The organism is Mesorhizobium sp. M0136 (assembly GCF_040322515.1).
In the GTDB taxonomy this organism is placed as follows: domain Bacteria; phylum Pseudomonadota; class Alphaproteobacteria; order Rhizobiales; family Rhizobiaceae; genus Mesorhizobium.
On the sequence record NZ_JAMYTP010000006.1, the window covers coordinates 164,907 to 191,001 of the forward strand.

Here is a 26,095-nt window from a genome sequence, read left to right on the forward strand (position 1 = left end):
CGGCGAGGCAATGCGTCAGCTTTTCTGCAACGCGACATGCACGCCCAGTCCGACAAGCACCGCACCGCCGGCCCGCCGCATCAGGCGCTGCGCCCGGCTCGACTGCCGCAGCCTGGCGATCACTGCGCCGGCCAGCACCACGCAAACAATGTCGGCTGACGAGAACATCAAATTAACGATCGTTCCAAGCACGACGAACTGCAGCCACACCGCAAACGCTGCCGAGGCATCGATGAACTGCGGCAGGAACGCCATGAAGAAAATCGCCGTCTTGGGGTTGAGCACCTCGACGGCAACGCTCTCGAAAAAGGCGCGGCGGGCGGATTTCGGCTGAATTCCCGGCAAGACAACGTCGCCTTGCGCCTTGGCGCGAAACAGCGAAACACCGAGCCAGATCAGATACAGCGCACCGACCAGCTTGACCGCCATGTAAAGCACCGGCACGGCATGGAAAAGCACCGACAGGCCGACAGCGGCGGCGAAGACATGAACGTAGCCGCCAAGATGGATGCCGAGAGCCGCCATCAGGCCGGACCAGCGGCCGCGCGCCATGGTTTGCGCAGCGGCATAGAGCATGGCGGGGCCGGGGATATAGGCGAAGATCGCCGTGGTGGCGAAAAAGGCGACAAGCAGTTCGGTTGACGGCATTACCTTGCTCCTGTCGCCGGTTGGCCGGCAGGCCGACTGAAACGTGACGTTTGCGGCGGCACTGTGGCGCTCATCCAACCGCCCCGCCACCTGCTTTATCGACAGGCCTGCCGGCCTCCCCTATAAGGGCCGGAATCGGCAAGCAACGGCGAGTCAGGGCGTACTAATATGATCATCGTCACGGGCGGCGCCGGCATGATCGGTTCCAACATCGTCGCTGCGCTCAACGCCGACGGTTTCAGCGACATCCTCGTCGTCGACGACCTCACCGACGGCCACAAAATCGCCAATCTCGCCGACCTCGAGATCGCCGACTATCTCGACAAGGACGACTTTCTGGCGCGGATGGAGGCCGGTGACCTCGGCCGCATTGAGGCGGTTTTCCACCAGGGTGCCTGCTCGACCACCACCGAATGGAACGGCAAGTTCATGATGGAGGTCAACTACAGCTATTCGAAGCACCTGCTGCACGCCTGCCTGGCCCTGCGTGTACCCTTCCTCTATGCCTCGTCCGCTTCGGTCTATGGCGGCGGCGCCGAGTTCCGCGAGGAGCCGGAATGCGAGCGGCCGCTGAACGTCTATGCCTATTCGAAAAAGCTGTTCGACGACTATGTCCGCCGCACCGTTTTCGATACCGACCATTCGCCGGTCGCGGGCCTGCGTTATTTCAACGTCTACGGACCGCGCGAGGCACATAAGGGCGCCATGGCCTCTGTCGCCTTCCATTTGTTCAACCAGGTCGAACGCGGCGAAAACCCCAAGCTGTTCGGCGCCTATGGCGGTTTCGGGCCCGGCGAGCAGAGCCGCGACTTCATCCATGTAGGCGATGTCGCCGACGTCAATCTGTGGCTGTGGAAACGCGGTTCCAGCGGCATCTTCAACTGCGGTACCGGCAAGGCCCAGCCGTTTCGCGCCATTGCCGAAACGGTGATCGATACGCTCGGCAAGGGCCAGATCGAATTCATCGAGTTTCCCGACCACCTCAAGGGCAGCTACCAGAGCTTTACGCAAGCTGATATGTCCCGCTTGCGCGCAGCCGGTTACAATGGCCAGTTCCGCACAGTGGAAACCGGCGTCAGAGACTATGTCGAATGGCTGAAAGCCCAACGATCCTCGTGATCGGCCCACGCTGGGTGGGCGACATGGTGATGGCGCAGTGCCTGTTCCAGGCGCTGAGGGAGCTTCATCCGAACGCCGCCATCGACGTGCTGGCACCGGCGTGGGCAGCACCGCTGGTCAAGCGCATGCCCGAAATCCGCCAGCAGATCGACCTGCCGCTGCAATCCGGCGCGTTCGAATTCCGCGTCCGAAGGCGCTTCGGCCGCCTGCTGCGCGGCCGCTACGACATGGCCTTTGTCCTGCCGGGAAGCTGGAAGTCGGCGCTGATCCCGTTCTTTGCCGGCATTCCGCGCCGTGTCGGCCATCTCAAGGAAATGCGCTACGGGCTGCTGACCGACATCGTGCCCTTGCCCGATCGCCTCAAACGGCGCACCGCGCAGGCCTATTTCAGCCTTGCCCGTGGTGGCGCCTTCCAGGCGCCGAAGCTCGCCGTCGATCAAGCCAGCCAGGCGGCACTGCTCAGCCGTTTCGGGCTGACAGCGGGAAAATTCGTGGCACTGATGCCCGGCGCAGAATTCGGCCCGGCCAAGCGCTGGCCAAGCGAACACTATGCCGGCCTTGCCCGCGAGATGATGGCGAAAGGGTTTGGCGTCGCGCTGTTCGGATCGAAGAACGACGCTGAGGTGACGGCTGAAATCGCGGCGCTGGCGCCGGGCGCCTCAGACCTTGCCGGCCAGACGCGGCTGGAGGATGCCATCGACCTGATCGCCGCCGCGAGGCTCGCCGTCTCCAACGACAGCGGGCTGATGCATGTCGCCGCCGCCGTCGGCACGCCGGTCGTCGCCGTCTACGGCTCGACCTCGCCCGACAACACGCCGCCGCTCGCCGAGCGCCGCGAACTGGTCTGGCTCGGCCTGTCCTGTTCGCCCTGCCACAAAAAAATCTGCCCGCTCGGTCATCTCAACTGCCTGAAGACGTTGGAGGTCGAACGCGTCGTGGCGGCGGCGGAGCGGCTGCTGGAAATGCCGGCCGCCGCATGAAGGTGCTGATCGTCAAGACGTCGTCGATGGGCGACGTCATCCACACCTTTCCGGCGGTCGAGGACGCGCACCGCGCCCGCCCAGATATTTCCTTCCACTGGTGCGTGGAAGAGGCCTTTGCCGGCATCGTAGCGCTGCATCCAGCCATCCAAACCATCCACAGCGTGGCGATCCGGCGCTGGCGCAGGAAGCTGCTCGAGCCCGGCACATGGCGGGAAGTGGTCGGCCTGCGCAGCGCCTTGCGCGCGTCCCGCTACAATCTCGTCCTCGATGCACAAGGCTTGCTGAAATCGGCGCTGGTGGCGCGGCTGGCGGCAGCACCGATCGCCGGCTTCGACCGCTCGAGCGCCCGCGAGCCTTCGGCGAGCCTGTTTTATGGCCATCGCTACGCCGTGCCGGTCGACCTGCATGCCATCGAGCGCACGAGACGCCTGTTCGGGCTGGCGCTCGGCTACGAGCCGGATTTTTCCCGGCTTGAATCGGGAATCGTGCCGCCAGCCGGAAAATCGACTTTTGTCGGCGAAAAGACAGCCTTCCTGCTGCACGGCACCAGCCGCGAGGACAAGAAATGGCCGGTCGCGGACTGGATCGAAATCGCCAGGCTTCTCGTGGCACGAGAGATGACCCCGGTCACCACCTGGTCGAACGACCGGGAACAGGCGGTTGCCGAAGCGATCGCCCGCGCCGTTTCGCAAACCGTGGTGGTTCCCAGATCGCCGCTTGCCGAGATCGCCGCCGTCATCGGCGGCTCGGCGCTGGTCATCGGCGCCGACACCGGCCTGACCCATCTCGCCAGCGCCTTCGGCGTACCGACGGTGGCGGTATTCCTGGCGACGGAGCCCGGCCTGACCGGCCCGCGCGGCCCATTCTCATCGACGCTGCTGGCCAAGCCCGGCCGCAGCGTCACGCCGCCGGCGGTGATGGCGGAAGCTGAGAGATTGCTGGCGCTTAAATTACAAGGCGCTGCATAGGACCTTTTCAGAATTCGCTCTGGCGAGTCGAATAGCGTGGTTTTCGAGAACCGGAGCGGAGCGTACTTAAAGTACGTGAGCACCGGAAGCGCAGAAAACCGCGCTAGTCGGCCGCCAGAGTGGAATTATCAAAAGGTTCTAAATGAATTGCACCTGGACGATCTCGTAGCCCCTGGCGCCGCCCGGTGCGTTGACCTCGATGGCATCGCCCACTTCCTTGCCGATCAGGGCGCGCGCGATCGGCGAGGAGATCGAGATGCGGCCGGACTTCACGTCCGCTTCCTGGTCACCGACGATCTGGTAGGTCTTTTTCTCCTCGGTATCCTCGTCGACCAGCACCACGGTGGCACCGAACTTGACCTTGTCGCCGCTGAGCTTGGTGACGTCGATCACCTCGGCCCGCGCGATCAGGTCCTCGAGTTCGTTGACCCGGCCCTCATTGAGGCTCTGTGCCTCTTTTGCCGCGTGATATTCGGCATTTTCGGAGAGGTCGCCATGCGAGCGCGCTTCGGAAATCGCCTCGATGATACGCGGCCGCTCCTGTTGCTGGCGCCAGCGCAGTTCTTCCTTCAATGACGCGAACCCCTCGCCTGTCATCGGGACCTTGTTCATAATGCCTGACCTTTCCTGCCGCCACCCCCGCAATCGGGAGCGACCTTGTCGATGGTACAAAAAGAAAACGGTCCGGCAGCCTCGCTAACGGAACCGTCTCACCACAATCTTTGCAAGATATAGCAATCTTCGCGGGTTTTTCACGTCCAAAAAGTCGGATTTTGAAAAATCATCCACCGATTGCGCGCCTGACCTTACGTCAAGGAGCGCATCACGTGTACCGTGATGCCAAATTCCAGTTCGGAGCAGCATGTGAGCACAGCAAAAAACCGGCTGCGATCGCCGCAGCCGGTATGAGCAGCGTCCGGGGGTCGGATCAGCTCCTCATGAAATGATCGATCTGCTCCGACAGCATGCCGTATTCGCGAGATCCCTTGCCCGTGCGCTTCTCGATTTCGCGGAGCTGTTCCTGGGCGCCGGCAAGATCGCCGATCTGCAGGTGCGCCTCGCCGAGATATTCGCGCACCAGCGTGTAGTTCGGGTCGATGCGCAGCGCTTCCTCGTAATAGCCGAGGCCGACGGTGACGCGGCCGGAATGGCGGTGCGAATAGCCGAGATAGTTGAGGATGCGCGGGTCCTGCTTGTTGGCGGCGAGGCTGAGGACGGCGATCGCCTCGTCATAGCGTCCATCCATCGCCAGCGCGCGACCGGCATCATAGATGCTGTCGTCATCCAGCATACCTTGCTTGGGCGAGACACATTTCTTCTGCTTCTTGTCCCAGGCCTCCCCCTTCTTGCACTGGCTCTGGCCGCCGCCGCCATTGCCGCCGCCGCCGCCACCACCTCCCCCGCCTTCACCAGCCGAAAACGCCGGAGCCGCAATCAGCGGCAGGGCGGCAATGGCCATGGCGTAAATCAGCAATCGTCTGCGCATTACACTCTCCTTTGAACCTGACAATGCAACACTAACGCCGGGCCAAAGCCGTTTCGTCCCGGAAAATGTCATCCTATCTCAAAACCGCGATCTCTCCCAGCAAGGCCATCTTATTCCGGGAAGAGAGGGCATCATAAATCATGGTTCACGATTAACGCCCACGCGCAAGAGAACGTGACGAGCGCTGCAAATCCGCTATCATCGGGCCGACCGAGCACGAAGCAGGGAGACGGCCGGTGCAGCAACGCGTTGAACGAGACTGGGAGCTTTCGATCGGTCCCGACACCGTGCGCCTGTTCATCCTGAAGGCGAAGGCGCTCAGCGCCGCCGTCAACGAAGACTATACCGACGGCGCCGAGCACGAGGTAGAGCTTGACGGCAACGCGCACGACAACCACCATCATGACGGCCTTGCCGAGGAAAGCTCCGAAGATCTCACCGAGGAAGAACTGCGCGAGCTGATCGACGATCTCAATGTCGACGAAGCGGCCGAACTGATTGCGTTGGCCTGGGTCGGCCGCGGCGACTATGACGCGACGGAATGGACGGACGCGCTGACCGCCGCCCGCGAGCGCGCCAACAAGCGCACGGCAAAATATCTGCTCGGCATGCCGCTGCTGGCGGACTGGCTCGAGGAAGGCCTGGAAGCGATCGGCGCGTAACAGTGCGGTTACCGATTGTGATCGCCAGCCCCCTCGCCCAAGGCAACTTCCCTGCATTCTGGCCGTTGCGATACAATGGCGGCGTTTGGCTTTTTCAGATTGGGCAGAGTGCTGCTGGCCGTTGCGGCTACGCCGCTGGCGGGACCCGTTTCAGCCAAGGCGCCCGAGCTGCCGCCAACCGCACCGGTTCCGCAACTCAACCAGCAAGTCACTCCGCCAGCACCAACCGAGATCCCGGTCCCCGAACCACGCCCCGCTCCGGAGGCTGAGCGGCCCAAAAACGGTCAGCCTCAAAACGATCAGCCCCAAAATGGCCAGTCCAGGACCGAGCAGCCGAAGCCGCCGGCGATCGCGCCACAGCCGCCTGAAAAGCCGGCGCAGGCCGAGCCGCCGGCAAACTCACCGGTCGCGCCACCAAACCCGGCCGAGGCAGACAAAAAGGCGGAGCAAGAAATCCTTCCCGATCCTCGATCGGTCGCCATTGCCGAGAAAGAAATGCCGGCCGAGGAATTGGCCTGCCGCAGGCGGCTGAAATCGATGGGCGTCGATTTCGAGGAGCGCAAGCCCGAGCATGATACGGCGGTCGGTTGCTCGATCCCCTACCCGATCGTGCTGAAGACGCTCGGCAAATCCATCGCCATCGGTCCGGAGCCCGAGCTCAATTGCCAGATGGCCGAGGCCGCCGCACGCTTTGCTGCTTCGGTCATCCAGCCTGCTGCAAAGGCCGAGTTCGGCACGGATATCAAATCGATCGGCCAGGCCTCCGCCTTTGTCTGCCGGTCGCGCAATGGTGGCGGCAAATTGTCGGAGCACGCCTTCGGCAACGCGCTCGACATCGCCAGCTTCACGCTTTCGGACGGGAAGGAGATCGATGTCGGCCCGGCGCCGCCGGAAAAGGACGCGAAATTCCTGGACGCAGTGCGCAAGGCAGCCTGCGGACCGTTCAAGACCGTGCTTGGCCCCGGCAGCGACGCCGATCATTCGCAGCATCTCCACTTCGACCTCGAACCGCGCCGCAATGGCAGCACGTTTTGCGAATGACGCCGGCCGCCGATAATGGGCGCCGCAATTTGGACGCAGGCGTGAACGGCGTCGCTGATTTTTCCTTTACTCTTCAGGTTTAGAGTCTGTGCCATCTGGGGACAGGAACCCTTCCGATGGCCGGGCTAATTCGCGCTGCGCTTGTCGCTGCGCGGCACACAGGACGCGCGCGCATGGCCGGCAGGCTTGCCGTCGTGATTGCCATTGCGGCGGTCTCCGCCTGCAACACCGGCAGCGTGCTGTCGCTGCAGCCGGCCGTCGACGTCGGCAGCCAGACCGCTGCCGTTCCGCCCTATTCCGGCCAGCAAGATTCCGGCCCAGAATATTCCGGCATGCAGCGCCTCGTCCCATCCAACCCCTATATGACGGCCGCCTATCCGCGCATGGACAATCCGATGTCGCCGGCCGAACAGATGCCGGCCGCAGAGATCGATTGCCGCAAGGAGCTGAAACGCCTCGGCGTCGTCTACACCGACGTCGCGCCGATCCATGAAGGCCAATGCGGCATCGATTATCCGGTCAGGGTCTCGGCCATCGGCAGCGTCGCGATGAAGCCGGCCGCGACGCTGACCTGCGACATGGCCGCCAGCTTTGCCGGCTGGACCAGGAATGAACTCGTCCCGTCGGCCCGCTGGCGCTATTTTTCAGGCGTCAAGACCATCCACCAGGGCTCGAGCTATTCCTGCCGCAGGATCGCCGGCGAAGGTGTTTTGTCGGAACACGGCAAGGGCAATGCGCTCGACGTGATGAGCATCGAGCTTAACAATGGCGACGACATCGACGTCCGCAAGCCCGGCCTGTTCGCCTTCCGCACGCGCGGCTTCCTCAACAATGTGCGGGCCGACGGCTGCCAGTATTTCACCACCGTGCTCGGCCCCGGCTACAACTACGACCACCGCAACCATTTCCATTTCGACATCAAGAACCGCAAGAACGGCTATCGCGCCTGCCGCTGACCATTCCGGTTTTCAGATGAAATGCGACAAGTCATTTCGTGCAAAAAGCGCCTGGATCAGCTGCGTTGTGTGCCGCCGGTGGAAGCCATGATGATGTGCTGCGCCACCAGATCCTGGACGTTTCTGTCGCGGATTCCGCTTTCCTCGAGCATGCTGACGGTGCGGAACAGATACTGCGCGGACGAACCCCAATGTCCGGCTGCCCGCGCCAGCGTCTTCGCCACCTGATCGAGCGGCAGCCGCCCGGCATAAGCCTTGCCGTCGGGCGCCGCGACGAAGGCCAGGGCGCGTAGCGGACCGTCGCTGGTCTTGACCCAGATCCAGCGCGGCACGTTGGTAGGCGGGTTGGCGTCGATCTCCCGTCGCATCAGCCGACCCAGTTGCCCGAAATGATCTTCTGCCGGAAGTCTGTAGACAACGCCTTTGCAGCTGCCGCCCCGGTCCAAAGCCAGCATCAAGGCCGGAAGATCACGCGTTCCGCGCTTCGGGCCGGTATTCCAGAAGCAGCTGCTCGACAAGATCATCGAACTCCGCGTCGCTATGCTCGGTCGTCCCCGGCTCGGGGCCGGGATCCGGCTCGACCCGTTCGACCAGCGCGATAAGGTCGGCGGTCAACGCCATGGCAGTGCCGTGCGCCGGTTTACCCTCCATCACTCCCTCATTCGTGCTAGCCGGTTCTACGCCATTTCATGCTAAAATATGAGGATAGACCGGCTGCGCGCCGCTTGCCAAGGATTTCGACGGCCTGACGGGCCTGCCAGTTCGAGCGCCAATGCATGAGCCAACGAAGCCTTCGACGACGTGCAACGACCTGGCTGGTGGCATGTTGTGCCGCTTATCTTTCGCTCGCCTATTTCGCCGCGCCTGAGTTCTGGACGTTACGCGACCGCAATTTTCGCAATCAGCAATTCGAGATGGTGACGCACACGCCGCAAGGCATTCCGGGCGATCCGATCAATGTCGGCCTTGTCGGCACCAAGAAGGAGCTTGTCCATGCTTTTGCCGTCGCCGGCTGGGATACGGCAGACGCGGTCTCGCTGAAGACGGCGATCGAGATCGGCGAAAGCGTGCTGTTTGACCGCCCCTATCCCGACGCGCCGGTCAGCCGGCTGCTGTTCGAAGGCCGCGCCCAGGACCTAGCCTTCGAAAAGCCGGTCGGCGACAGCGCTGACCGGCGCCACCACGTCCGCTTCTGGCAGACCGCTGCGACCGGAGACGACGGCCGGCCGCTTTGGCTTGGCTCGGCAAGCTTTGACCGCGGCGTCGGCCTCAGCCATGACACCGGCGCGATCACTCATCACATCGGCCCCGACATCGACGCCGAGCGCGATGGGCTGATGCACGACCTCTCCGCCGCCGGCATGCTGATCTCGACCAGCGAGATACCAGGCGTCGGCGCCACAAAGACCGGACGCAACGGCGAAGGCGATCCCTATTTCACCGACGGCAAGGCCATCATCGGCGTACTGCTGCAACTGCCGTAGGCGCGCAATCGGCCCGTCTGACAGCCATTTCGTCCCGATGGGCTCAGGGGACGGTGATCACGATCTTGCCGAACGGTCCGGTCTCCAGACGCTCGAATGCCTGCGGCACCTCGTCGAAGCCAAACACCCTGTCGATCACCGGCCTGATCGCGAGCGTCTCGATCGCCTGGTTCATTCGTTCGAAGGCGCGGCGGTGGCCGATCGATATGCCCTGCACGACGATCCGGTTGCGCAGGAACGGAATGATCGGGAAACTGAGCTCCATGCTGCCGAGAAGGCCGATGAGCGACAGCCTGCCGTCGGCGCCCAGCGCATTGAGCGAGCGCCGCGCATTGTCGCCGCCGACCATCTCCAGCACGTGCCTGACGCCGGCGCCGTCTGTCAGCTCGCGGGCGACCTCGTCCCATGCCGGATGGCTGCGATAATTGATCCCCTTCCAGGCGCCGAGCGCTTCTGCCCGCTCGAGCTTCTCGTCGCTGCTCGAGGTGACGATGGCGCGCAGGCCGAAAGCGGCGGCGAACTGCAGCGCAAACAGCGACACGCCGCCGGTGCCCTGGATGAGAACGGTCTCACCTGGGATAGGCTTGGCCGCCTCGACCAGCGCGAACCACGCCGTCAGCGCCGCGATCGGCAGCGTCGATGCCTCGACATCGCTGAGCGACGGCGGCGCCGCCACGGCGGCATCCTCGTGAAAGAGCACATGCTCGGACAGCATGCCGGGCAGTGACGAACCAAGCGTATGCTTGTGCAGCACCGGCGGGGCGTTGCCGTCCGGCCAGTCGGCGATCACCTGGCCGAGCACCCGCTGCCCGATTCCGAAGCGGCTGACTTCGCTGCCGGTGGCGACAACTTCGCCAACCGCGTCCGATGTCGGCACGAACGGCAAGCTGAGGTCCGGTATCAGCACGCCATCGACGATCATCCTGTCCTTGTAATTCAGCGATACCGCTGTGACGCGTACCAGAAGATCATGCGGCCCGGGTCGGGGCAGCTTTCCCTCGGCCGGCTTCAAACTGGACAGGCCGAAACCGGTCATCTGCCAGGATCTGTTTTGGGTGCTCATTGGTTCGCGCTCCGTGGTTGATGGTGCGCGAGACATTTATGCCGTTTCACTATGGAGAAAAGTGCTTCCATGTGGCATATTCTGCGACAGATTAAGGAGCAAAACTCTACAATAGGAGCGCTTCATTGGAATCGGCCAATTTGCAAGGCATCGTCGCATTCGTTCACGCGGTGGAGGCCGGCAGCTTCACCGGCGCCGGCGCGCGGCTGCATGTCACGAAATCGGCGGTCGGCAAGTCGATCGCGCAGCTGGAACAGCGATTGGGCGTTCGCCTGCTCAACCGCACCACCCGCAGCCTGAGCCCGACCAGTGAGGGCCTGAGCTATTACGAAGCCTGCGTCAGGGCACTGGCCGAGATCGAAGCCGCGCAGTCACTGCTGGCTTCGCGCAAGCAGGTGCCTTCCGGGCGGCTGCGTGTCGACCTGCCTTTGGCCTTCGGCCGGCGGTGCGTCGCCCCGGTTCTGTTCGACATTTCCAAAAAATTCCCGGATCTGACGATGGAAATCTCGTTCAACGACCGGCGCGTCGACCTGATCGAGGAAGGCATCGACCTGGCGGTGCGCATGGGCGACCTCGACGACAGCTTGTCGCTCGCCGCGCGCCGCATCTATGCCCAGCGTTCGGCCATCGTCGCCGCCCCCGCCTATCTCGACGCCCATGGCAGGCCGCACTCGATCGAGGACCTGCCCAGGCACAGCCTCATCGGCTACGGCCGCGACGGCACGGTCCATCCCTGGACCGTCAGGCATGCCGACGGCCGTCTCGAAAAATTCGCGCCCAAGGCGCGGCTGGTGCTCGGCCACGGCGAACCGATGCTCGATGCGGTACTGGCCGGCTGCGGTATCGTCTATCTGCCGACATGGCTGACGGCCGGCAGCATCAGGCGCGGCGAGCTCGAAATGGTTCTGTCGGACTGCCTTGTCGAAAACACCGTGGTGCATGCCATCTGGCCGGTAACACGCAATCTCGCACCAAAGGTGCGCGTCGTCGTCGACGCCCTGATCGAGCATTTTTCCGCGCCGCCCTGGGATGCGGCATGGGGTGCCGCCTGATTTGCCCCGCTCGCTAAATTTAAAAAGCGCGACCGTCCTATTTTCGAAAACCGCGCGGCAATGCTATGGACCCGGCATGCTTTATGCTGAAATTGCCATCGTGGTCGTCCTCATCTGCGTGAACGGCCTTCTGTCGATGTCCGAGCTCGCCATCGTCTCGTCGCGGCCGGCGCGCCTCAAGACGATGATCGACCGCAACGTCAAGGGTGCCGGCCGGGCTCTGGCGCTCGGCGCCAATCCGGGAAAGTTCCTGTCCTCGGTGCAGATCGGCATCACTTTGGTCGGCGTCTTGTCCGGCGCCTTTTCCGGCGCCACGCTCGGCGAGCGGCTGGCCACCTTCCTGGCATCGGCCGGCGTCCGCGAAAGCCTCGCCGACCCGCTCGGTGTCGGCATTGTCGTCGCCATCATCACCTATGGCTCGTTGATCATCGGCGAACTGGTGCCCAAGCAGATCGCATTACGCGACCCCGAACGGGTCGCCGTCAGGGTCGCTCCGGCAATGACCATCCTCGCCAGCGTTTCGGCGCCGCTGGTCTTCCTGCTCGATTTTTCCGGCCGCGCCCTGCTGTGGCTGCTTGGCCAGCACGGCCAGAGCGAGGAGAGGGTCACCGACGAGGAGATCAAGATGCTGGTCGCCGAAGCCGAGCACCACGGCACCATCGAATCCGACGAACGGCGCATGATCGCCGGCGTGATGCGGCTCGGCGACCGCGCCGTGCGCGCGGTGATGACGCCGCGCACCGAGGTCGACTGGATCAATCTGCAATCCGACGAGGCGGCCATCAGAAAGCTGCTGATGGACACCCAGCATTCGCGCCTGCCGGCCGGCGACGGCGGCGTCGACGCCATGATCGGCGTCGTCCAGACCCGCGACGTGCTGGCGGCGATGCTCGGCGGCCGCGCTCTCGACCCGCGCCGGCACGTGCGCACGGCCCCAATCGTGCATGACCAGGCCGATGCGCTGGACGTGCTTGCGACACTGAAGGAATCCGACGTGCCGATGGCGCTGGTACATGACGAATACGGCCATTTCGAAGGCATCGTCACCCCGGCCGACATACTGGAAGCGATTACCGGCGTCTTCCGTTCGGATCTCGATGCCGGCGAAGAGGAAAACGCCGTCAAGCGCGAGGACGGCTCATGGCTGCTTGCCGGCTACATGCAGGCCGACGAGATGGCGGAGGTCCTCGGCATCGACCTGCCCGAGAACCGCGACTACGAAACCGTCGCCGGCTATGTGCTGTCGCATTTGCATCATCTGCCGGCGACCGGCGAATGCGTCGACGCGCAAGGCTGGCGCTTCGAGGTCGTCGACCTCGACGGCCGCCGCATCGACAAGCTTATCGCCACCCGCCTGCCCGGCGGTCACCGCGAGGTCGTGCGGTAACGAGCGACGCGGTCGGTCTGACCTGTTGTGGACGTTGAACCGTATTTCGCGGCGACTGCCACCGACCGTAGGTCAGAGCCAGGCCCGGCAATTGCAGGACATATGCCTATTTAGCGATCAATCGATCGCCTCGATGCCTTGCGCCTTCAGCCGTTCGATATGGTCCTTCATCTCTTTCAGCCGCTCGGGCGAGTGGCCCTGCCACTCGGTGACCTCGCTCGTGATCCTGAGCGGCTGGCGGGAGCGATAGGACTGCGTCGGATTGCCGGGAAATTTCTTGTCCGTAAGGTTGGGGTCGTCGGTGATCGGGCCGGTTGGTTCCACGATGTAGATCCTTTCGCGTCCGTCACCGGCGGCCAGTTCTGCACCCCAGATAGCCGCATCCAGAGTGCCGGTCAGATAGACCCAGGCTGCCTGCTTTCGCGCGCCGTAATTGGAGCTGTAGCCGGCTTCGATCAGGTCTCCCGGTTTAAGGTCGGCCCGGGTGCCGTGGTAGAATTGGCGTGGGTTGTCGGAGGCTGTCATCGGCTCGCTACTTATCCTCGCTGTCTCAGGCATCATGGTTTCGTGGCGCGCACTATTTCATACACGTCATCGAATCAAGCGTCTGGCAGTGCGGTTATCGGACCTCCGCTCTCGGCAGTCCTGATATCTATGTCAGTCATCCCGCCCGATGCACGCTATCGGTCGGCCGCCGGCGTGGTTATTATAGACGCCCTGTACCGTCGCTATGGTGAACAAAATGGATCTGCAAGCCTTCAGGGATTCGATTGCCGAACCACAGCCGCCAGCCGGCTTGAGTCCTGCCCTGCAGGCGCTGTGGTGGGATGCAAAGGGCGATTGGGCTAAGGCGCACGAATGCGCGCAGCAGCGCGACGATACGGCCGGCATGCACGTACATGCCTATCTCCACCGCAAGGAAGGCGACCAGTCGAATGCGGAATATTGGTATCGCCGCAGCAATGCCACGCCGCCTACCTCAACGCTTGACGAGGAATGGGAGGAGTTGGCGCGTACATTTTTGCAGCAAAGCTGACATGCTCGGTCACGGCAAAATAGCCGGTCCTGCAAGCACTCGCCGGGGTGTCAGCTGGCGCCCTGTGGCTTGTCCCTGCCGTTCCATTCCGCGTTGCGCGCCCGCGCCTCTTCGGCGATCAGCTTGAACTCCCGCATCTTCGCAGCCTCGATGGCGAATGCGCGGCTTGGCAGGACGCCGGGGTCCTCCTGACTGTTCTGAAACTGAAAACGGTCCTCCAGTTCGGCCCATATTCGCTCGGGCGCCGTATCCTTGCTGGCAAGCAGCGCGACGACCAGCGCCAAAGTCTCGCGCTGGGCGTTCAGCCGCCCTTCGATCTCCTCAATCGGCAATTCGGACATGCGGGTCGCTTCCAGTTTCTCGCTCAACGGCAAAATCGCACCCTTGTTCCGACGCCGATGCACTGCTGACTTTATCAAGCTCGGACGGGCCCGACACCATTCACTTTCCGCTGGTGCCGAAACACAACAGAACACATCTCCATCTTGTGGGTTCGGTTAGCTGTCCCGCACCAGATCACAGGCCGTCATGTTCGAGAACGACCATAGGGTGTTACGAGCACTGGAACACTGGAGAAGCCCTGGTGCTGTTTGCAGCCGGCGTCTCGAGCGGACGCTGTGAAACCTTCTGATTTTTAAGCCGTTATCGCCGGATGCCCCAAGCTAAATTCAAGCTGAAATCGGTTGATGGCGCCCAATCGCGCGATGCCGAGAAGTCGCGCCAGACGACTGTTGATGTCGCGTCCGAGGTCGTCGGCAAGCCCGCGCCGCCGCCGGATGTCACCGAACCCGATCCTAAGCTGACACCTGAAGAGGCCGAGCGGGCGCGCAAGAGATATCTGCTTAAGCGCTTCTGGATCAGCGCCCGCGGTTACTGGAGCGGCAGTGGCGACAGGGTCGCCTGGCCGTTGACGATCGGGCTGTTGGTCCTGATCGTCGCCAATGTCGGCTTCCAGTATGGGATCAATGTCTGGAATCGCGCAATTTTCGACGCCATTGAGCAACGCAATGCCCACACCGTATATTGGCTGAGCGCCGTATTCCTGCCACTCGTGCTCGGAAGCGCCAGCCTTGTGGTGGCACAAGTCTTCTTTCGCATGAAGATACAGCGCCGCTGGCGTTCCTGGCTCACCACGGCGGTCATCGCGCGTTGGCTGGCAAGCGGCCGCTATTATCAGCTGAACCTCGTCGGCGGCGACCACAGCAACCCCGAAGCCCGCATCGCCGAGGATTTGCGGATTGCCACCGAATCGCCGGTCGATTTCATTGCCGGTGTCATCGTCGCATTTCTGTCGGCCTCGACCTTCATCGTGGTGCTGTGGACGATCGGCGGCGCCCTGACCCTGACGATTGCAGGTTCGACCGTCACCATTCCCGGCTTCCTGGTCATCACTGCAGTGCTCTATGCCGCGATCACGTCCACCTCGATGGCGGTCATCGGCCGCCATTTCGTCCACCTCTCCGGGGAAAAAAATCAGGCGGAAGCCGAGTTCCGCTACTCGCTGACGCGCGTGCGGGAAAACGGCGAGAGTATCGCATTGCTCGGCGGCGAGGAGGAGGAGCGCAGCGGCATGGACAAGACATTCGCCCATGTGCTCAGGCAATGGGCGCTCCTCGCAGGCCAGCACATGCGCACGGCATTGGTGTCCCAAGGGTCGAGCCTGTTTGCGCCTGTCGTGCCGGTCTTGCTTTGCGCTCCAAAGTTCCTCGAAGGCAGCATGACACTTGGGCAGGTCATGCAGGCTGCCTCGGCCTTTGCCATCGTGCAGGGCGCGTTCGGATGGCTGGTCGACAACTATCCCCGTCTCGCCGATTGGAATGCCTCTGCACGGCGCATCGCCTCGCTGATGATGTCGCTCGACGGGCTCGAGCGGGCGGAACAGAGCAACACGCTGGGACGCATAAAGCGCGGCGAGACCGGCAGCGATGCGATGCTCAGCCTGAACAATCTCTCCGTGTCGCTCGACGACGGCACCGCCGTGGTCAAGGAAACCGAGGTCGTGATCGAACCAGGCGAGCGGGTGCTCGTCGCCGGCGAATCCGGCTCGGGCAAGAGTACACTGGTGCGGGCCATCGCGGGTCTGTGGCCATGGGGTAGCGGCAGCGTCAACATCCGCGCCGACAGACGGTTGTTCATGTTGCCGCAACGGCCTTACATCCCGACCGGGACCCTTCGCCGCGCTGTCGCCTATCCAGGCGCCGCCGACAACTGGACGCTGGATAAGATCAAGGCTGCGCTCGACAAGGTGGGACTCGACTACCTCAACGACAGGATTGAGGAGGACGCCCCATGGGACCAGACCTTGTCGGGTGGCGAAAAGCAGCGCCTCGCCTTCGCGCGTCTTCTGCTGCACCGCCCCGATATCATCGTGCTGGACGAGGCAACGTCGGCACTCGATGAGAAGAGCCAGGACAACATGATGGAGATGATCATTCGCGAATTGCCGAAGGTCACCATCATAAGCGTAGCGCATCGCGCCGAGCTGGAAGCTTTCCACAGCCGCAAGATCACATTGGAGCGGCACAAGGGCGGCGCAAAACTCGTCAGCGATATCGAACTCGTCCCGCGCAAGGACAGACGGAACTTGCTCATGCGCCTTCTGAGGCAACGGCGCGCCAACGGAAAGCCAGCGCGACCTTGAGCAAAGCGGCGCTGCCCTGCGCAAAGAGTGAGGCCGCCGGTCGGACCAGGCGGATCTCCGGTTCGAGTCACTGCCCGCATCTGGTCCTGAAAGCACCAGCCGTGGTACCTTGGTTCCGGGCAGCTGCTGCTGTCGGAACGTCGATGGCACGAGCCCATTTCCATGTCCGGTGCAACGCCGAGGCCAGCTGTGAAAAGCCCGGGTTGATTTCAAAAGCCCAGATTGATTTCGAAAGCAAAGGGACCAGCAATGACAATCGCCAAGAACACGATCTGCCTTTGGTACGACAAGGACGCCGAGGCTGCGGCCCGTTTCTATTCCGACACTTTTCCTGACAGCTCGGTGAAATCCGTCCACCGCGCTCCCAGCGACTACCCGTCCGGCAAGGCGGGCGACGTGCTGACGGTCGAGTTCACGGTCGCGGGCATCCCCTGTCTCGGCCTCAATGGCGGGCCCGCGTTCAAACACAACGAAGCCTTCTCCTTCCAGATCGCCACCGACGATCAGCAGGAGACCGACCGCTATTGGAACGCCATAGTCGGCAATGGCGGCCAGGAAAGTGCGTGCGGCTGGTGCAGGGACAAATGGGGCATCTCCTGGCAAATCACGCCGCGCGTGCTGACCGAAGCGATGGCCGCCGGCGGCGATGAAGCAAAGCGCGCATTCGAGGCGATGATGGAGATGAAGAAAATCGACGTTGCAGCGATCGAGGCGGCGCGGCGCGGCTGACAGTTCGGGGTCAGCCCGACGCGAAAAGATCAGGGCAGAGCGGCCGGAAATGCTGCCGGCCCACCTCCAGACAGGCGTGCGATGGTGTTGAACTGCGCTGAGTTTTACGACGCCGAACTGCGGCGGCACAACGAGGTATTCAGGGCTGCGGTCAAGGCGGGAACGCGCGATCGCGTGCTCGATATCGGCTGCGGTTCGGGACAATCCTCTCGTGATGCCGCCAGTGTCGCGGTGGAAGGCAGCGTGCTCGGCGTGGACGTATCGGCGCAGATGCTCGAGATCGCCCGGAGCCGTAGCGCCGAAGAAGGATTGCGAAACGTCGCCTTTGAGCGCGGCGATGCGCAATTGCTGGTATTTCCGCCTGCCGGCTTCGATCTGTGCATCAGTCGATTTGGCGTGATGTTCTTTGCCGATCCGGCGGCGGCGTTCGCCAATATCGGCCGGGCGATGCGACCAGGGGCACGTCTTGTGTGGATGGTATGGCAGGGCCAGGACCGCAACGAGTGGGCGACTGCCATTCAGCGGGCGATTGCGCCGGGGACCGCCATATCGCCGGGCGCCGCCACCCCGTTTTCGCTTGGCGACCCCGCCATCACCGCGGAGATCTTGCGTGCATCCGGCTTTGTTTCGGTCGACTTTGCCGAAGTGCGTGAGCCGGTCTTCTACGGCCAGGACGTCGATGCGGCCTATGACGCTTTGCTTGGCCTGCAACTGGTCAAGGATCCGCTCGCCCGCGCGGATGTGGATGTCGACGCGGCGCTACGGCGGTTGCGCGATCTGCTCGACGCGCACTTGACCGCGGACGGTGTGCTTTTCGACTCGCGCGCCTGGATCATCACCGCAGTTCGGGCGAGCCGACAGTCACCGGGCGATTGACCCGTCGACGATCCTGTTCTCTCGGCCTTCCCGTCAGTCCGTTTGCGGCGTGACTTCTGAAAGCAGCCAATCCCTGAAAGCCTTGACCTTGCGCTGACGGATCGCCTCCGGCGGGTAGACGAGATAGAAGCTGGAAGGGGATTTCAGGGCGTGGCCGAAGGGGCGGACAAGCCGCCCAGCGGCGAGGTCGGCCGCAACCAGCATGGTCCGACCCAGCACCACCCCCTCGCCCTGTGCGGCCGACTCCATGGCAAAGGTGGCAGAGTCGAAGGTAATCCCGCTCTGCGGGTCCACGCCCTCGGCCCCGGCGCTCGCCAGCCAGGTCGCCCAGTCGATCGGAAAGCTGTCACGGATCAGCGTGTGGTGTCTGAGGTCCTGAGGCGTGCGGAGCGGATGCGCACCCTCAAGAAGCTTTGGGCTGCACACTGGAAACACCTCCTCACCAGTGAGGAACTCCGACGTGAGCCCCGGATAGTTTCCGCTGCCATAACGGACGGCGACATCGATGCCGTCGCCGAGGAAGTTGGTCAGCTTCCCGCTCGTCGAAACCCGCACATCGATGTCGCCATGCGCACGGTGAAAGCGGTAGAGGCGTGGCACCAGCCATCTCCCCGCGAAGCCATCGGAGGTGCTTACGTTCAGTGTCGAGCTCGAATAGCGGGCCGTTGCCGCAGCAGTGGCGGCGGCCAACTGGTCGAGCACCTCGCGCACCGCCCGCGCATAGGGCTCGCCGACGGCGGTCAGGCTCACCGAACGCGTACCGCGCTCGAACAACTGCACACCGAGCTGATCCTCAAGGTTCTTGATCGCCCGGCTGATCGCGCCGTGGGTGACATGAAGTTCCTCTGCCGCCTTGGAGAAACTCAACAGGCGCGCCGCCGCTTCGAAGCTCGGCAAGGTGGTGAGGGGAGGCAGCTTCCGGGGCATGGATCGATACCTATGTGTGAGCGATGCTCACACATTGTCGCCGATAAGTCGTTTGTCGTCCAGGCCAGAAGACGGCATATTTGCTCGCGTATTCAGTCATTCACCGCCGCTTAAAAAGGCGACTTGATGTGACTGATACTCTCGCTGACGAAAGTCGCGGGGCAACTGCTGAAACCAAAACTGCCGCCACTCTGGGAGAGCACCATGAATGCCAAACGAGTTGAACCCATCGTCGACGTCCTGACAGGCATGGCCGGCCGCATCCTCGCATCGAGCAGCCGGCGCCGGACCGAGCGCCAGATTGCACGCTTCTCGACCCGCCGGCTCGAAGACCTCGGGTTTGCCCGCGACTGGGACGGCTCGGTCTATCGGCCGTCGGATCACCGCTAAGCCTGAATGAAAGCAACAGCGGACAGGCCCTTCGCCAAAGATCGCTGCCGCAAGGAATTAACGGAGAACGGACATGGCCACCATCCACCCATTCCTCTGGTTCAATACCGACGCCAAGGAGGCCCGCGATTTCTATCTCTCGGTCTTCAAGAACAGCAAAGCGCTCCAGACGCTCGAATACACCGACTGGGTGTCCGGAACCAACAAGACGGTCCCGCATGCCACCTTCGATTTCGAGCTCGAGGGTCTGCACCTTACAGCGCTCAATGCCGGGCCGCAGCCGCCTTTCAACGAGCGGCTCTCACTCTACATCGAGACCAGGGACCAGGCCGAGACCGACTACTACTATGAGGCGCTCACCGCCGGCGGCGGCAGGGAACAACCCTGCGGCTGGCTCACCGACAAGTTCGGCGTCTACTGGCAGGTCATCCCGGAAATCCTGCTGCGGCTCAGTGCCGACCCGGACCGCGAAAAGGCCAACCGCGTCCGGCAGGCGATGTACGGGATGCGCAAGATCATCATCGCCGACCTCGAAGCCGCCTACGACGGCAAAGCTTGACCCTCACCGAAATCGCAAACGAATGGAGACCTCCCATGACATCGCTCGTGGACAGGAAAGTCATCGTCATCGGCGGCAGCTCCGGCATCGGTCTCGGCGTCGCGGAAGCTGCTCTCAATTGCGGAGCGGAGGTCGTGATCGTCAGCCGGTCGCCCGCGAAACTGCAGGCGGCCGAACGGACGCTCAATACGGGGCACGTGACCAGCTTGGTTGCCGATATGACCGACGAAGCGGACGTCGCTCGCCTGTTCGAGGAGATCGGTCCCTTCGACCACCTGGTATCGACCGCCGGAACACTGCCGCCCGGCGATCCGATCGGCAGTACCGACATGGAGGCTGTGCGAGGCTTCGTCGAGAACAAGCTGATTGGGGCCGTCATGCTCTCCAAGCACGCTGTGCGCACCCTGAAGGCCGGTGGCTCCATGACCTTCACCTCAGGCATCAACAAGGACAAGCCGCCAGTGCCGGGAGGCTCGGTCGTCTCAGCGATTGCCGGCTCATTCAGCTACTTCGCCCGCGCCCTGGCGCTCGAACTGGCCCCGACGCGCGTCAATGTCGTGTCGCCCGGATGGGTCGACACACCGATGTGGGACATTGTTGGAGAAGCCAAATCCAGCTTCTTTGCCGACATGGCTGCCCGGTTGCCGTCGAGAAAAATTCCGACCGCTGCGGACGTCGCCGCCGCGTATGTCTACCTCATGGAAAGCGAGTTCACGACCGGCGAGACAATCCGCATCGATGGCGGCCATAACCTGATCTAGCCGCCGTTTGCACGCCGCCTGAATGGCTAGAGCCGGTACGACTGCTAGACCGGCGCACTCCTGCCGAAGGCGACGAACGCCGGCGGATCATGCCGGCGTAGCCCAATCGGGGTTTACATCGGCAGCCAGGTCCCTAGTTTTAGCGTTTCGCGCCGCGCACCCGAGTGCGTGGATGATCGAGGACGGGACCGTGAGCTCTGGCCGGCCCCTCGAAACTTTCAAAGGATGGCTATCATGACACAGGCCAAGAATGGCGACACCGTGCGCATCAATTACAATGGCCGCCTGGCTGACGGCACTCAGTTCGATTCTTCCGGCAACGAACCGCTGCAATTCACGTTGGGTGAAGGACAAGTGATCGCCGGTCTCGAAACCCATGTCGAGGGTATGGAGGTGGGCGCGAAAAGCACCGTCACCATTCCCGCCGACGCCGCCTATGGCCCCCACCGCCCCGAAGCGGTGATGACCGTCGACCGCGCCCGCGTGCCAGACAACATCAACGTCGATATCGGCACTCGATTGCAGGTCAGAACCTCAGAGGGGCGCCCGATGCCGGTAACAGTCGTCGGCGTGGACGACACCAGCGTCAAGCTCGACGGCAATCATCCTTTGGCGGGACGGGATCTGGTGTTCGACGTTGAACTGGTCGAGATCGTTCAGGCGGCGTAGGGCACGGCAAAGCGCGTAACGGCCATGATTTTCGGGTGACGCATTTCGACCGGCGGTTCCGGCGGTGCGTCACCTGTCGGAGGCAAAGACCGCGACGGCGGAAATCGTGTAGCGTGCAGCAACCCATAGAGACATTCGGCATCTGGAATGTCCAATTCAGCGTCGCAGTCTCGAGGACCTGTGGAAGACCTCGCTTGACAGCCGACTTCTCGTGACCGCAAAGTCTCGTGATGCGGGCGATTGGTTGGAATAGAATTGCGCGTGTCGGGGCAATCGTGCTGATGATCGGCACAAATGTTCCTGGGCCGGCGCGTTCCGACTCGCTCCTTCTCACAAGCCCGTCCCAGCCAGCCAATGTCGGCGATGCGATGCTGGCGGCTGCCAATTATCATGATTCCGGCGACTATGATCGCGACCTTGCCGCTGTGGCGAAGCAGGCAGGCGACTGGGTCGTCAAGCGCGCAATGGAGGTGTCTCGCCCCGCACTGGTGCTCGACATCGACGAGACGGCGTTGGCCAACTGGGAAGTGATCACACGTGACAATTTCGGCCGCCCGATCGGCGGCGCCTGCGACATCGCAATCGACGGTCCCTGTGGCTGGGCCGCCTGGGATCAGCTTGCGAAGGATCCGGCTATCGACCCCGTGCTGGAGGTCTTCCGGCAGGCGCGAACGGCGAAAGTCGCGGTGTTCTTCATCACCGGACGTCCGGAGGACCAGCGTCAGGCAACCGAACAGAACCTGCAGTCGGCCGGCTATGCCGGCTACGAGCACCTTTACATGGTTCAGCCTGGGGCCAAATACGGCTCCGCCGCAGATTTCAAGGCACCCATAAGGGCCGAAATCGAAAAGGCCGGCTACACGATAATTGCCAATGTCGGTGACCAGCCATCCGACCTGTTCGGCGGGCATGCCGAGAAGCTGTTCCTGCTGCCTAATCCATTCTACCGGGTTCGCTGACGGCCTGTACGGCACAAGCCCGAATCCTCGGCTCGTTGCCGAGCACCTACTAAGGTATCAAGACAACTTTGCCGGTCGCGCCACGCTCCTCCAGCAGGCGATGTGCGGGGCTGGCCTGGTCGAGCGGGAAGCGGCCACCTTTGGTCACCACAAGCTGACCACCAGCCGCCAGATCGAAAAGTTCCAAAAGGCCGTCACGGAGCCCGTCCGTAGACAGCAACGGCAGCAGGGCAAAACCCCTCAGCGACTGGTTGCGGCCGATCATCGCCTCCATCTGCGGGGCGGCGAGCGCGTATCTGCCAAGTGCGGCAAACACCAACTCTCCGCAAGGCGCCAGGGCCTCGAGCGCGGCCGCCGTCAGCGGGCCGCCGACGATGTCGTAGATGATGTCGACGCCAGCGCCACCTGTCGCTGCCCGGGCGTGCTCTGGCCAATCCGCGTTGCTGTAGTCGACGGCAGCATCGGCTCCCAGCGACAAAGCAAGGTCGAGCTTGGCCTTGCTGCCGGCTGCCGCGATGACACGGCTCGCGCCGGCGCGCTTGGCAAGCTGGACGAGCAACGAACCGACGCCACCCGCGGCAGCGGCGACCAGCACCGATTTGCCGGCCGGCCGGCTTTGCCGCGATAGATGCAGCGCCGTCAGCCCTTGCACCATCAATGCCGTCGCGTCTTCGAACGAGAGCGCATCCGGCAGCGGCACGGCCAGGCTTGCGTCGATCGTCACATACTCGGCATAGCCGCCAAACGGCTGGCTCGAGGCGAACAACGGCGCAGCGACGCGCATGCCGAGCAAGGAAGCCTCCACCCCATGCCCAAGCGCCTCCACGATCCCGGCGGCCTCGACACCAGGGACCATCGGCAACTGCGGCGTCACCGCATAGCGATCCGCGCGCATCAGCACTTCGAAGAAATTCACCCCGGCCGCATGAACGCGGACCAGGACCTCGTCGGCTTGCGGCTCGGGCTTCGGCACCGCGACTATGTCGAGGACGTCTGGCCCGCCGAAACGTTTCAGTTGAATGGCTCTCATCGCAGGCACCGATCGTTATTGGCATCGGCCGCTGTTTGCCACTATCTGCCTGGCTTCGACTACACACCGATTTGTCCGCTGCTGACCGGGAGGTGACCATGACCAAGCTGATCAAGAGGCTGCCGATGCTGCCGGCGGAGCGCGCGCTGAAAGTGATTTCGGGCCGCTGGAAGGCCGTCATCCTGTACCATCTCTTCGACAGGCCCCGGCGGCTGTCGGCGCTGCAGGCGCTGATGCCCGGCATTACCCAGAAAGTGCTGATCCAGCAGCTTCGCGAAATGGAAGAGCACGGCCTCGTCCGCCGCGAGATCTTTGCCGAGATCCCCTCGCGCGTCGAGTATTCGGCGACGCGGCTCGGCCTCAGCCTCGAGCCGATCCTGCTGGCACTTTGCAAGTGGGGCCAGCATCACGCCGACGAGCTGAATGAGATGGACCGCCTTGCCGATTGCATCATCAGGCCACGGCAAGCGCAGGACGCCCATGCCGTGTGAAACAAAAGGGGCGGCGCATGCGCCGCCCCAATGCTTGGGAGAATTAATCCTTGGGAGGACTGTTCGAACCTATGCTCAGGCCGCCTTGACTTCCTCGGCGACGGCATCGGCCTGACGCGCCGTCTTCAGCACCCTCGCCCACCATGCAATGTCGTTGACCAGCGCGGTTGCCGCCTGGTTGAGGTGCTCGAACTCGTCGAGCTTCTTGTCGCCTTGCTTGACCGCAAGGAAATCGGCCCAGGAGATGTGTACGGCGGACTTCACCGGCGCCATCTGCAACTCGACCGCATGCAGCCTCAGCTGCTCGACCGCGCGCGCGCCACCGACGCTGCCATACCCGACGAAGCCGGCCGGCTTCTTGTTCCACTCGTTGGCGGCGTAGTCGATGGCGTTCTTCAGAACGGCCGTCGGGCCATGATTGTATTCGGCGGCGGTGAAGATGAAGCCGTCGAATCCGGCGACCTTCTTTTGCCAGCGCTGCGCCACTTCGTTCTGCGACGGCGCCCAGGCGGAGGATGCGACCTCATCGAAGAACGGCAGCGGGAAATCGCGCAGGTCGACGACTTCGACGTCGATATCGGCATGCGACTTGGCGATCCTGGCAATCCATTGGGCCGGGACGTCGGCAAAGCGCGCGGCGCGGGTCGAACCAATGACGATGGCGATTTTGGGTTTTGACATAGAGGGGCTCTCCTTACAGCAATACTGGTATCGTTTAGATACCTGAGCTATATGAGTAACTGGCCGCTCAATGTGCAAGGAGGCACTTTTTTGTTACCAAGGCACCCGTACCGCACCGAGGACTGCCGCGCCGTCTCGGAAATCCTGCAGCGCGTCGGTGACAAATGGACTGTGCTCGTCGTTGGCAAACTCGGCAACGGGCCGCTGCGTTTCAACGAGCTGCGCGGCGCGGTCGGCGGCATTTCGCAAAAGATGCTGACCACCACCTTGCGCGGGCTCGAGCGCGACGGCTTCGTCACCCGCACCGTATTCCCGACCATCCCGCCGCGGGTCGACTACGAATTGACCGATCTTGGCTACGAGCTGCTGGTGCCGGTCGATGCGCTCGGCGAATGGGCACGCAAGAACACCGAGCGCGTCAAGGCCGCGCGAGAAAAATTCGACGCCATGCACAGCTGAACCCTTGCGCTGTAAGGGTTTGAACCTGTCGGGGAGCCTCCGGACGAGCCCTACTGCTGTAACTGCATCTTGCTCTTCGGCAGCTTCTCGATCCGGTTCCATTTCGGGTTGGGACTGACCACCTTGCCGCCAATCGTGCAGGTCGTGGTCGTCTCCTTGCGGCAATTGCTCACCGTCGTGCCGCTGGTGTCGCATTTCGTTGCCGAGCAGATCTCGCACTTGGCCGCCTGCCCGTTGATGGTGCGGTTTTCCGACGTGCAGGTGGCGCCTGGATCGCCTTTCTTGACCTCGGCAAAAGCGCTTGCGGAGGACAGGCAGAGCAAGGCTGCAAAGGCACCCGCCAGGGCAGCGTTCAGCAGGTATTGACGCATTGTCTTTCCTCCCAATATCCCGTGGGTCGCGCTACAGGCGCGCATGCGGGAACCCGTTAGCCAAAGACCACGCGGGATCGCTGTCCGCATCCCCCACGCGGGAGAGACTGCTGTCTAAATCCGTCTTCTGGAATCAGGCCGGGTCAGCCTTCGGCCGGAACCGCCTTCGGCTTGCCTTCGCCGTCCAGCGCCACCATGACGAAGTCGGCATGGGTGACCTTCTCCATCAGGTCGGAGAGATAGCGCTGCGCCCAGGCCTCGACCTTGAGGGTCATCGAGGTGCGGCCGACGCGCTCGACATGCGTATAGATGCACAGCGTGTCGCCGATCTTCATCGGTTTGGCGAAGGACATTTCCTTCACCGCCGCCGTCACCACGCGGCCCTTGGCGCGCTCGGCGGCGCGGATGCCGCAGGCGAGATCCATCTGCGCCATCACCCAGCCGCCAAAAATGTCGCCTGCCGCATTGGCGTCCGAAGGCATAGCCAGCGTCCTGAGCGTCAGATCGCCGATCGGCCGCCCGTCCGCGTAGTGCACCATTTGGCCAATCCTCTCGAACCGATCGCCCAGACCCCGTACCGTCGCGGCACGGACAGGTCAACGCCATTGAATGGTGTCGCGGCCTGAAGTTCGGGTATCGGTCGACAGTGTTGAAAGGATGCTGTGCG

The 26,095-nt window shown here is 63.0% G+C and carries 33 protein-coding genes; 20 read left to right on the forward strand and 13 right to left on the reverse strand.

Annotation, left to right across the window (positions count from 1 at the left end):
• Positions 1–15: 15 nt before the first annotated feature.
• Positions 16–648 carry a LysE family translocator gene (locus NKJ35_RS09500; RefSeq protein WP_352646503.1) on the reverse strand — a complete coding sequence of 211 codons (633 nt, stop codon included), beginning with the start codon at positions 646–648 and terminating at the stop codon, positions 16–18.
• Between the two features lie 168 nt (positions 649–816).
• On the opposite strand from NKJ35_RS09500, the gene rfaD reads away from it, so the two are divergent.
• From rfaD to waaC, 3 genes are read left to right on the forward strand one after another with little or no spacing between them, the layout of a single operon-like run.
• Positions 817–1,767 (forward strand): ADP-glyceromanno-heptose 6-epimerase, encoded by a 951-nt coding sequence (gene rfaD / locus NKJ35_RS09505; RefSeq protein WP_352646504.1) that lies wholly within the window; start codon positions 817–819, stop codon positions 1,765–1,767.
• Positions 1,740–2,747, forward strand: coding sequence for a lipopolysaccharide heptosyltransferase II (gene waaF / locus NKJ35_RS09510; RefSeq protein ID WP_352646506.1), 1,008 nt, complete (start codon positions 1,740–1,742; stop codon positions 2,745–2,747). Before rfaD ends, waaF begins: the two co-directional genes overlap by 28 nt.
• On the forward strand, positions 2,744–3,718 hold the full coding sequence (gene waaC, locus NKJ35_RS09515) for a lipopolysaccharide heptosyltransferase I (protein ID WP_352646508.1): 975 nt from the start codon (positions 2,744–2,746) through the stop codon (positions 3,716–3,718). Before waaF ends, waaC begins: the two co-directional genes overlap by 4 nt.
• A 138-nt stretch (positions 3,719–3,856) precedes the next feature.
• On the opposite strand, the gene greA is transcribed toward waaC, so the two are convergent.
• Together greA and NKJ35_RS09525 are read right to left on the reverse strand one after the other, a co-directional pair.
• Complete coding sequence (gene greA, locus NKJ35_RS09520) at positions 3,857–4,330, reverse strand: transcription elongation factor GreA (RefSeq protein ID WP_023719113.1); 474 nt, start codon at positions 4,328–4,330, stop codon at positions 3,857–3,859.
• Positions 4,331–4,646: 316 nt separating this feature from the next.
• Positions 4,647–5,204, reverse strand: a complete 558-nt coding sequence (locus NKJ35_RS09525) for a tetratricopeptide repeat protein (protein ID WP_254819249.1) — start codon at positions 5,202–5,204, stop codon at positions 4,647–4,649.
• 236 nt (positions 5,205–5,440) lie between these two features.
• Between NKJ35_RS09525 and NKJ35_RS09530 the strand changes: the two genes are divergently transcribed.
• The 3 genes from NKJ35_RS09530 (at position 5,441) to NKJ35_RS09540 (ending at position 7,863) form a co-directional block, all read left to right on the forward strand.
• Positions 5,441–5,866 (forward strand): DUF3775 domain-containing protein, encoded by a 426-nt coding sequence (locus tag NKJ35_RS09530; protein WP_352477868.1) that lies wholly within the window; start codon positions 5,441–5,443, stop codon positions 5,864–5,866.
• A 75-nt stretch (positions 5,867–5,941) separates the two neighbouring features.
• The gene (locus tag NKJ35_RS09535) at positions 5,942–6,907 is read left to right on the forward strand and encodes an extensin family protein (protein WP_352646510.1); all 966 of its coding nucleotides are present in this window, start codon (positions 5,942–5,944) and stop codon (positions 6,905–6,907) included.
• Positions 6,908–7,023: 116 nt separating this feature from the next.
• Complete coding sequence (locus tag NKJ35_RS09540; RefSeq protein ID WP_352506723.1) at positions 7,024–7,863, forward strand: extensin-like domain-containing protein; 840 nt, start codon at positions 7,024–7,026, stop codon at positions 7,861–7,863.
• Between the two features lie 56 nt (positions 7,864–7,919).
• Here NKJ35_RS09540 and NKJ35_RS09545 read toward each other — a convergent pair whose 3' ends face one another.
• Together NKJ35_RS09545 and NKJ35_RS09550 are read right to left on the reverse strand one after the other, a co-directional pair.
• Positions 7,920–8,387 (reverse strand): gamma-glutamylcyclotransferase, encoded by a 468-nt coding sequence (locus NKJ35_RS09545; protein WP_352646512.1) that lies wholly within the window; start codon positions 8,385–8,387, stop codon positions 7,920–7,922.
• Positions 8,332–8,514, reverse strand: coding sequence for a hypothetical protein (locus NKJ35_RS09550; protein ID WP_352646514.1), 183 nt, complete (start codon positions 8,512–8,514; stop codon positions 8,332–8,334). The genes NKJ35_RS09545 and NKJ35_RS09550 overlap by 56 nt, the downstream gene beginning before the upstream one ends.
• Positions 8,515–8,639: 125 nt before the next feature.
• Here NKJ35_RS09550 and NKJ35_RS09555 point away from each other — a divergent pair, with 125 nt between their 5' ends.
• Complete coding sequence (locus NKJ35_RS09555; RefSeq protein WP_352646516.1) at positions 8,640–9,347, forward strand: LssY C-terminal domain-containing protein; 708 nt, start codon at positions 8,640–8,642, stop codon at positions 9,345–9,347.
• A 43-nt stretch (positions 9,348–9,390) separates the two neighbouring features.
• Here NKJ35_RS09555 and NKJ35_RS09560 read toward each other — a convergent pair whose 3' ends face one another.
• Positions 9,391–10,410, reverse strand: coding sequence for a zinc-dependent alcohol dehydrogenase family protein (locus NKJ35_RS09560; protein ID WP_352506720.1), 1,020 nt, complete (start codon positions 10,408–10,410; stop codon positions 9,391–9,393).
• Between the two features lie 125 nt (positions 10,411–10,535).
• On the opposite strand from NKJ35_RS09560, the gene NKJ35_RS09565 reads away from it, so the two are divergent.
• Together NKJ35_RS09565 and NKJ35_RS09570 are read left to right on the forward strand one after the other, a co-directional pair.
• Complete coding sequence (locus tag NKJ35_RS09565) at positions 10,536–11,462, forward strand: LysR family transcriptional regulator (protein ID WP_254819243.1); 927 nt, start codon at positions 10,536–10,538, stop codon at positions 11,460–11,462.
• A gap of 76 nt (positions 11,463–11,538) precedes the next feature.
• A complete protein-coding gene (locus NKJ35_RS09570) occupies positions 11,539–12,849 on the forward strand; it encodes a hemolysin family protein (protein ID WP_352506718.1) in 1,311 nt (436 codons plus the stop codon).
• 117 nt (positions 12,850–12,966) lie between these two features.
• Here NKJ35_RS09570 and arr read toward each other — a convergent pair whose 3' ends face one another.
• Positions 12,967–13,374: an NAD(+)--rifampin ADP-ribosyltransferase gene (arr, locus tag NKJ35_RS09575; protein WP_254819241.1), complete on the reverse strand. Its 408-nt coding sequence runs from the start codon at positions 13,372–13,374 to the stop codon at positions 12,967–12,969.
• Between the two features lie 217 nt (positions 13,375–13,591).
• Here arr and NKJ35_RS09580 point away from each other — a divergent pair, with 217 nt between their 5' ends.
• The gene (locus NKJ35_RS09580) at positions 13,592–13,885 is read left to right on the forward strand and encodes a hypothetical protein (RefSeq protein WP_254819240.1); all 294 of its coding nucleotides are present in this window, start codon (positions 13,592–13,594) and stop codon (positions 13,883–13,885) included.
• Positions 13,886–13,935: 50 nt separating this feature from the next.
• Here NKJ35_RS09580 and NKJ35_RS09585 read toward each other — a convergent pair whose 3' ends face one another.
• Positions 13,936–14,226: a hypothetical protein gene (locus NKJ35_RS09585; RefSeq protein ID WP_254819239.1), complete on the reverse strand. Its 291-nt coding sequence runs from the start codon at positions 14,224–14,226 to the stop codon at positions 13,936–13,938.
• A gap of 311 nt (positions 14,227–14,537) precedes the next feature.
• On the opposite strand from NKJ35_RS09585, the gene NKJ35_RS09590 reads away from it, so the two are divergent.
• From NKJ35_RS09590 to NKJ35_RS09600, 3 genes are all read left to right on the forward strand, one after another.
• Complete coding sequence (locus NKJ35_RS09590; RefSeq protein ID WP_352646519.1) at positions 14,538–16,526, forward strand: ABC transporter ATP-binding protein/permease; 1,989 nt, start codon at positions 14,538–14,540, stop codon at positions 16,524–16,526.
• Positions 16,527–16,781: 255 nt separating this feature from the next.
• Positions 16,782–17,255: a VOC family protein gene (locus tag NKJ35_RS09595; RefSeq protein ID WP_352478097.1), complete on the forward strand. Its 474-nt coding sequence runs from the start codon at positions 16,782–16,784 to the stop codon at positions 17,253–17,255.
• An 81-nt stretch (positions 17,256–17,336) separates the two neighbouring features.
• Positions 17,337–18,131 (forward strand): class I SAM-dependent methyltransferase, encoded by a 795-nt coding sequence (locus NKJ35_RS09600; RefSeq protein ID WP_352477888.1) that lies wholly within the window; start codon positions 17,337–17,339, stop codon positions 18,129–18,131.
• Positions 18,132–18,164: 33 nt separating this feature from the next.
• Here the strand turns inward: NKJ35_RS09600 and NKJ35_RS09605 are convergent, their stop codons facing one another.
• Positions 18,165–19,058: a transcriptional regulator GcvA gene (locus NKJ35_RS09605; RefSeq protein ID WP_254819236.1), complete on the reverse strand. Its 894-nt coding sequence runs from the start codon at positions 19,056–19,058 to the stop codon at positions 18,165–18,167.
• A gap of 204 nt (positions 19,059–19,262) precedes the next feature.
• Here NKJ35_RS09605 and NKJ35_RS09610 point away from each other — a divergent pair, with 204 nt between their 5' ends.
• The 5 genes from NKJ35_RS09610 (at position 19,263) to NKJ35_RS09630 (ending at position 22,396) form a co-directional block, all read left to right on the forward strand.
• Complete coding sequence (locus NKJ35_RS09610; protein WP_254819235.1) at positions 19,263–19,448, forward strand: DUF1127 domain-containing protein; 186 nt, start codon at positions 19,263–19,265, stop codon at positions 19,446–19,448.
• A 73-nt stretch (positions 19,449–19,521) separates the two neighbouring features.
• The gene (locus NKJ35_RS09615) at positions 19,522–20,007 is read left to right on the forward strand and encodes a VOC family protein (protein WP_352646522.1); all 486 of its coding nucleotides are present in this window, start codon (positions 19,522–19,524) and stop codon (positions 20,005–20,007) included.
• Positions 20,004–20,768 carry an SDR family oxidoreductase gene (locus tag NKJ35_RS09620; RefSeq protein WP_352646524.1) on the forward strand — a complete coding sequence of 255 codons (765 nt, stop codon included), beginning with the start codon at positions 20,004–20,006 and terminating at the stop codon, positions 20,766–20,768. Before NKJ35_RS09615 ends, NKJ35_RS09620 begins: the two co-directional genes overlap by 4 nt.
• A gap of 234 nt (positions 20,769–21,002) precedes the next feature.
• Complete coding sequence (locus tag NKJ35_RS09625) at positions 21,003–21,437, forward strand: FKBP-type peptidyl-prolyl cis-trans isomerase (RefSeq protein ID WP_352646526.1); 435 nt, start codon at positions 21,003–21,005, stop codon at positions 21,435–21,437.
• 281 nt (positions 21,438–21,718) lie between these two features.
• Complete coding sequence (locus NKJ35_RS09630; protein ID WP_352646528.1) at positions 21,719–22,396, forward strand: HAD family acid phosphatase; 678 nt, start codon at positions 21,719–21,721, stop codon at positions 22,394–22,396.
• A 49-nt stretch (positions 22,397–22,445) separates the two neighbouring features.
• On the opposite strand, the gene NKJ35_RS09635 is transcribed toward NKJ35_RS09630, so the two are convergent.
• Positions 22,446–23,426, reverse strand: a complete 981-nt coding sequence (locus tag NKJ35_RS09635) for a quinone oxidoreductase family protein (RefSeq protein WP_352646530.1) — start codon at positions 23,424–23,426, stop codon at positions 22,446–22,448.
• A gap of 98 nt (positions 23,427–23,524) precedes the next feature.
• Here NKJ35_RS09635 and NKJ35_RS09640 point away from each other — a divergent pair, with 98 nt between their 5' ends.
• Positions 23,525–23,917, forward strand: a complete 393-nt coding sequence (locus NKJ35_RS09640; protein ID WP_352646532.1) for a winged helix-turn-helix transcriptional regulator — start codon at positions 23,525–23,527, stop codon at positions 23,915–23,917.
• 75 nt (positions 23,918–23,992) lie between these two features.
• Here NKJ35_RS09640 and NKJ35_RS09645 read toward each other — a convergent pair whose 3' ends face one another.
• Entirely contained in the window at positions 23,993–24,598 is a 606-nt protein-coding gene (locus tag NKJ35_RS09645) for an NADPH-dependent FMN reductase (protein ID WP_352477902.1), read from the reverse strand.
• A gap of 90 nt (positions 24,599–24,688) precedes the next feature.
• Between NKJ35_RS09645 and NKJ35_RS09650 the strand changes: the two genes are divergently transcribed.
• Positions 24,689–25,057, forward strand: a complete 369-nt coding sequence (locus NKJ35_RS09650) for a winged helix-turn-helix transcriptional regulator (protein ID WP_352646534.1) — start codon at positions 24,689–24,691, stop codon at positions 25,055–25,057.
• Positions 25,058–25,107: 50 nt separating this feature from the next.
• Here the strand turns inward: NKJ35_RS09650 and NKJ35_RS09655 are convergent, their stop codons facing one another.
• Positions 25,108–25,428 carry a hypothetical protein gene (locus tag NKJ35_RS09655; protein WP_352646535.1) on the reverse strand — a complete coding sequence of 107 codons (321 nt, stop codon included), beginning with the start codon at positions 25,426–25,428 and terminating at the stop codon, positions 25,108–25,110.
• Between the two features lie 143 nt (positions 25,429–25,571).
• A complete protein-coding gene (locus NKJ35_RS09660) occupies positions 25,572–25,967 on the reverse strand; it encodes an acyl-CoA thioesterase (protein WP_023678380.1) in 396 nt (131 codons plus the stop codon).
• Positions 25,968–26,095: the final 128 nt, after the last annotated feature.

Coding starts and splice junctions, on each gene's coding strand:
- NKJ35_RS09500 (WP_352646503.1), bottom strand. CDS start 648: ATGCCGTCAACCGAACTGCTTGTCGCCTTTTTCGCCACCACGGCGATC.
- rfaD (WP_352646504.1), top strand. CDS start 817: ATGATCATCGTCACGGGCGGCGCCGGCATGATCGGTTCCAACATCGTC.
- waaF (WP_352646506.1), top strand. CDS start 1,740: ATGGCTGAAAGCCCAACGATCCTCGTGATCGGCCCACGCTGGGTGGGC.
- waaC (WP_352646508.1), top strand. CDS start 2,744: ATGAAGGTGCTGATCGTCAAGACGTCGTCGATGGGCGACGTCATCCAC.
- greA (WP_023719113.1), bottom strand. CDS start 4,330: ATGAACAAGGTCCCGATGACAGGCGAGGGGTTCGCGTCATTGAAGGAA.
- NKJ35_RS09525 (WP_254819249.1), bottom strand. CDS start 5,204: ATGCGCAGACGATTGCTGATTTACGCCATGGCCATTGCCGCCCTGCCG.
- NKJ35_RS09535 (WP_352646510.1), top strand. CDS start 5,942: ATGGCGGCGTTTGGCTTTTTCAGATTGGGCAGAGTGCTGCTGGCCGTT.
- NKJ35_RS09540 (WP_352506723.1), top strand. CDS start 7,024: ATGGCCGGGCTAATTCGCGCTGCGCTTGTCGCTGCGCGGCACACAGGA.
- NKJ35_RS09545 (WP_352646512.1), bottom strand. CDS start 8,387: ATGATCTTGTCGAGCAGCTGCTTCTGGAATACCGGCCCGAAGCGCGGA.
- NKJ35_RS09550 (WP_352646514.1), bottom strand. CDS start 8,514: ATGGAGGGTAAACCGGCGCACGGCACTGCCATGGCGTTGACCGCCGAC.
- NKJ35_RS09555 (WP_352646516.1), top strand. CDS start 8,640: ATGAGCCAACGAAGCCTTCGACGACGTGCAACGACCTGGCTGGTGGCA.
- NKJ35_RS09560 (WP_352506720.1), bottom strand. CDS start 10,410: ATGAGCACCCAAAACAGATCCTGGCAGATGACCGGTTTCGGCCTGTCC.
- NKJ35_RS09570 (WP_352506718.1), top strand. CDS start 11,539: ATGCTTTATGCTGAAATTGCCATCGTGGTCGTCCTCATCTGCGTGAAC.
- arr (WP_254819241.1), bottom strand. CDS start 13,374: ATGACAGCCTCCGACAACCCACGCCAATTCTACCACGGCACCCGGGCC.
- NKJ35_RS09580 (WP_254819240.1), top strand. CDS start 13,592: ATGGATCTGCAAGCCTTCAGGGATTCGATTGCCGAACCACAGCCGCCA.
- NKJ35_RS09585 (WP_254819239.1), bottom strand. CDS start 14,226: ATGTCCGAATTGCCGATTGAGGAGATCGAAGGGCGGCTGAACGCCCAG.
- NKJ35_RS09590 (WP_352646519.1), top strand. CDS start 14,538: ATGCCCCAAGCTAAATTCAAGCTGAAATCGGTTGATGGCGCCCAATCG.
- NKJ35_RS09600 (WP_352477888.1), top strand. CDS start 17,337: ATGGTGTTGAACTGCGCTGAGTTTTACGACGCCGAACTGCGGCGGCAC.
- NKJ35_RS09605 (WP_254819236.1), bottom strand. CDS start 19,058: ATGCCCCGGAAGCTGCCTCCCCTCACCACCTTGCCGAGCTTCGAAGCG.
- NKJ35_RS09610 (WP_254819235.1), top strand. CDS start 19,263: ATGAATGCCAAACGAGTTGAACCCATCGTCGACGTCCTGACAGGCATG.
- NKJ35_RS09615 (WP_352646522.1), top strand. CDS start 19,522: ATGGCCACCATCCACCCATTCCTCTGGTTCAATACCGACGCCAAGGAG.
- NKJ35_RS09625 (WP_352646526.1), top strand. CDS start 21,003: ATGACACAGGCCAAGAATGGCGACACCGTGCGCATCAATTACAATGGC.
- NKJ35_RS09630 (WP_352646528.1), top strand. CDS start 21,719: ATGATCGGCACAAATGTTCCTGGGCCGGCGCGTTCCGACTCGCTCCTT.
- NKJ35_RS09635 (WP_352646530.1), bottom strand. CDS start 23,426: ATGAGAGCCATTCAACTGAAACGTTTCGGCGGGCCAGACGTCCTCGAC.
- NKJ35_RS09640 (WP_352646532.1), top strand. CDS start 23,525: ATGACCAAGCTGATCAAGAGGCTGCCGATGCTGCCGGCGGAGCGCGCG.
- NKJ35_RS09645 (WP_352477902.1), bottom strand. CDS start 24,598: ATGTCAAAACCCAAAATCGCCATCGTCATTGGTTCGACCCGCGCCGCG.
- NKJ35_RS09655 (WP_352646535.1), bottom strand. CDS start 25,428: ATGCGTCAATACCTGCTGAACGCTGCCCTGGCGGGTGCCTTTGCAGCC.
- NKJ35_RS09660 (WP_023678380.1), bottom strand. CDS start 25,967: ATGGTGCACTACGCGGACGGGCGGCCGATCGGCGATCTGACGCTCAGG.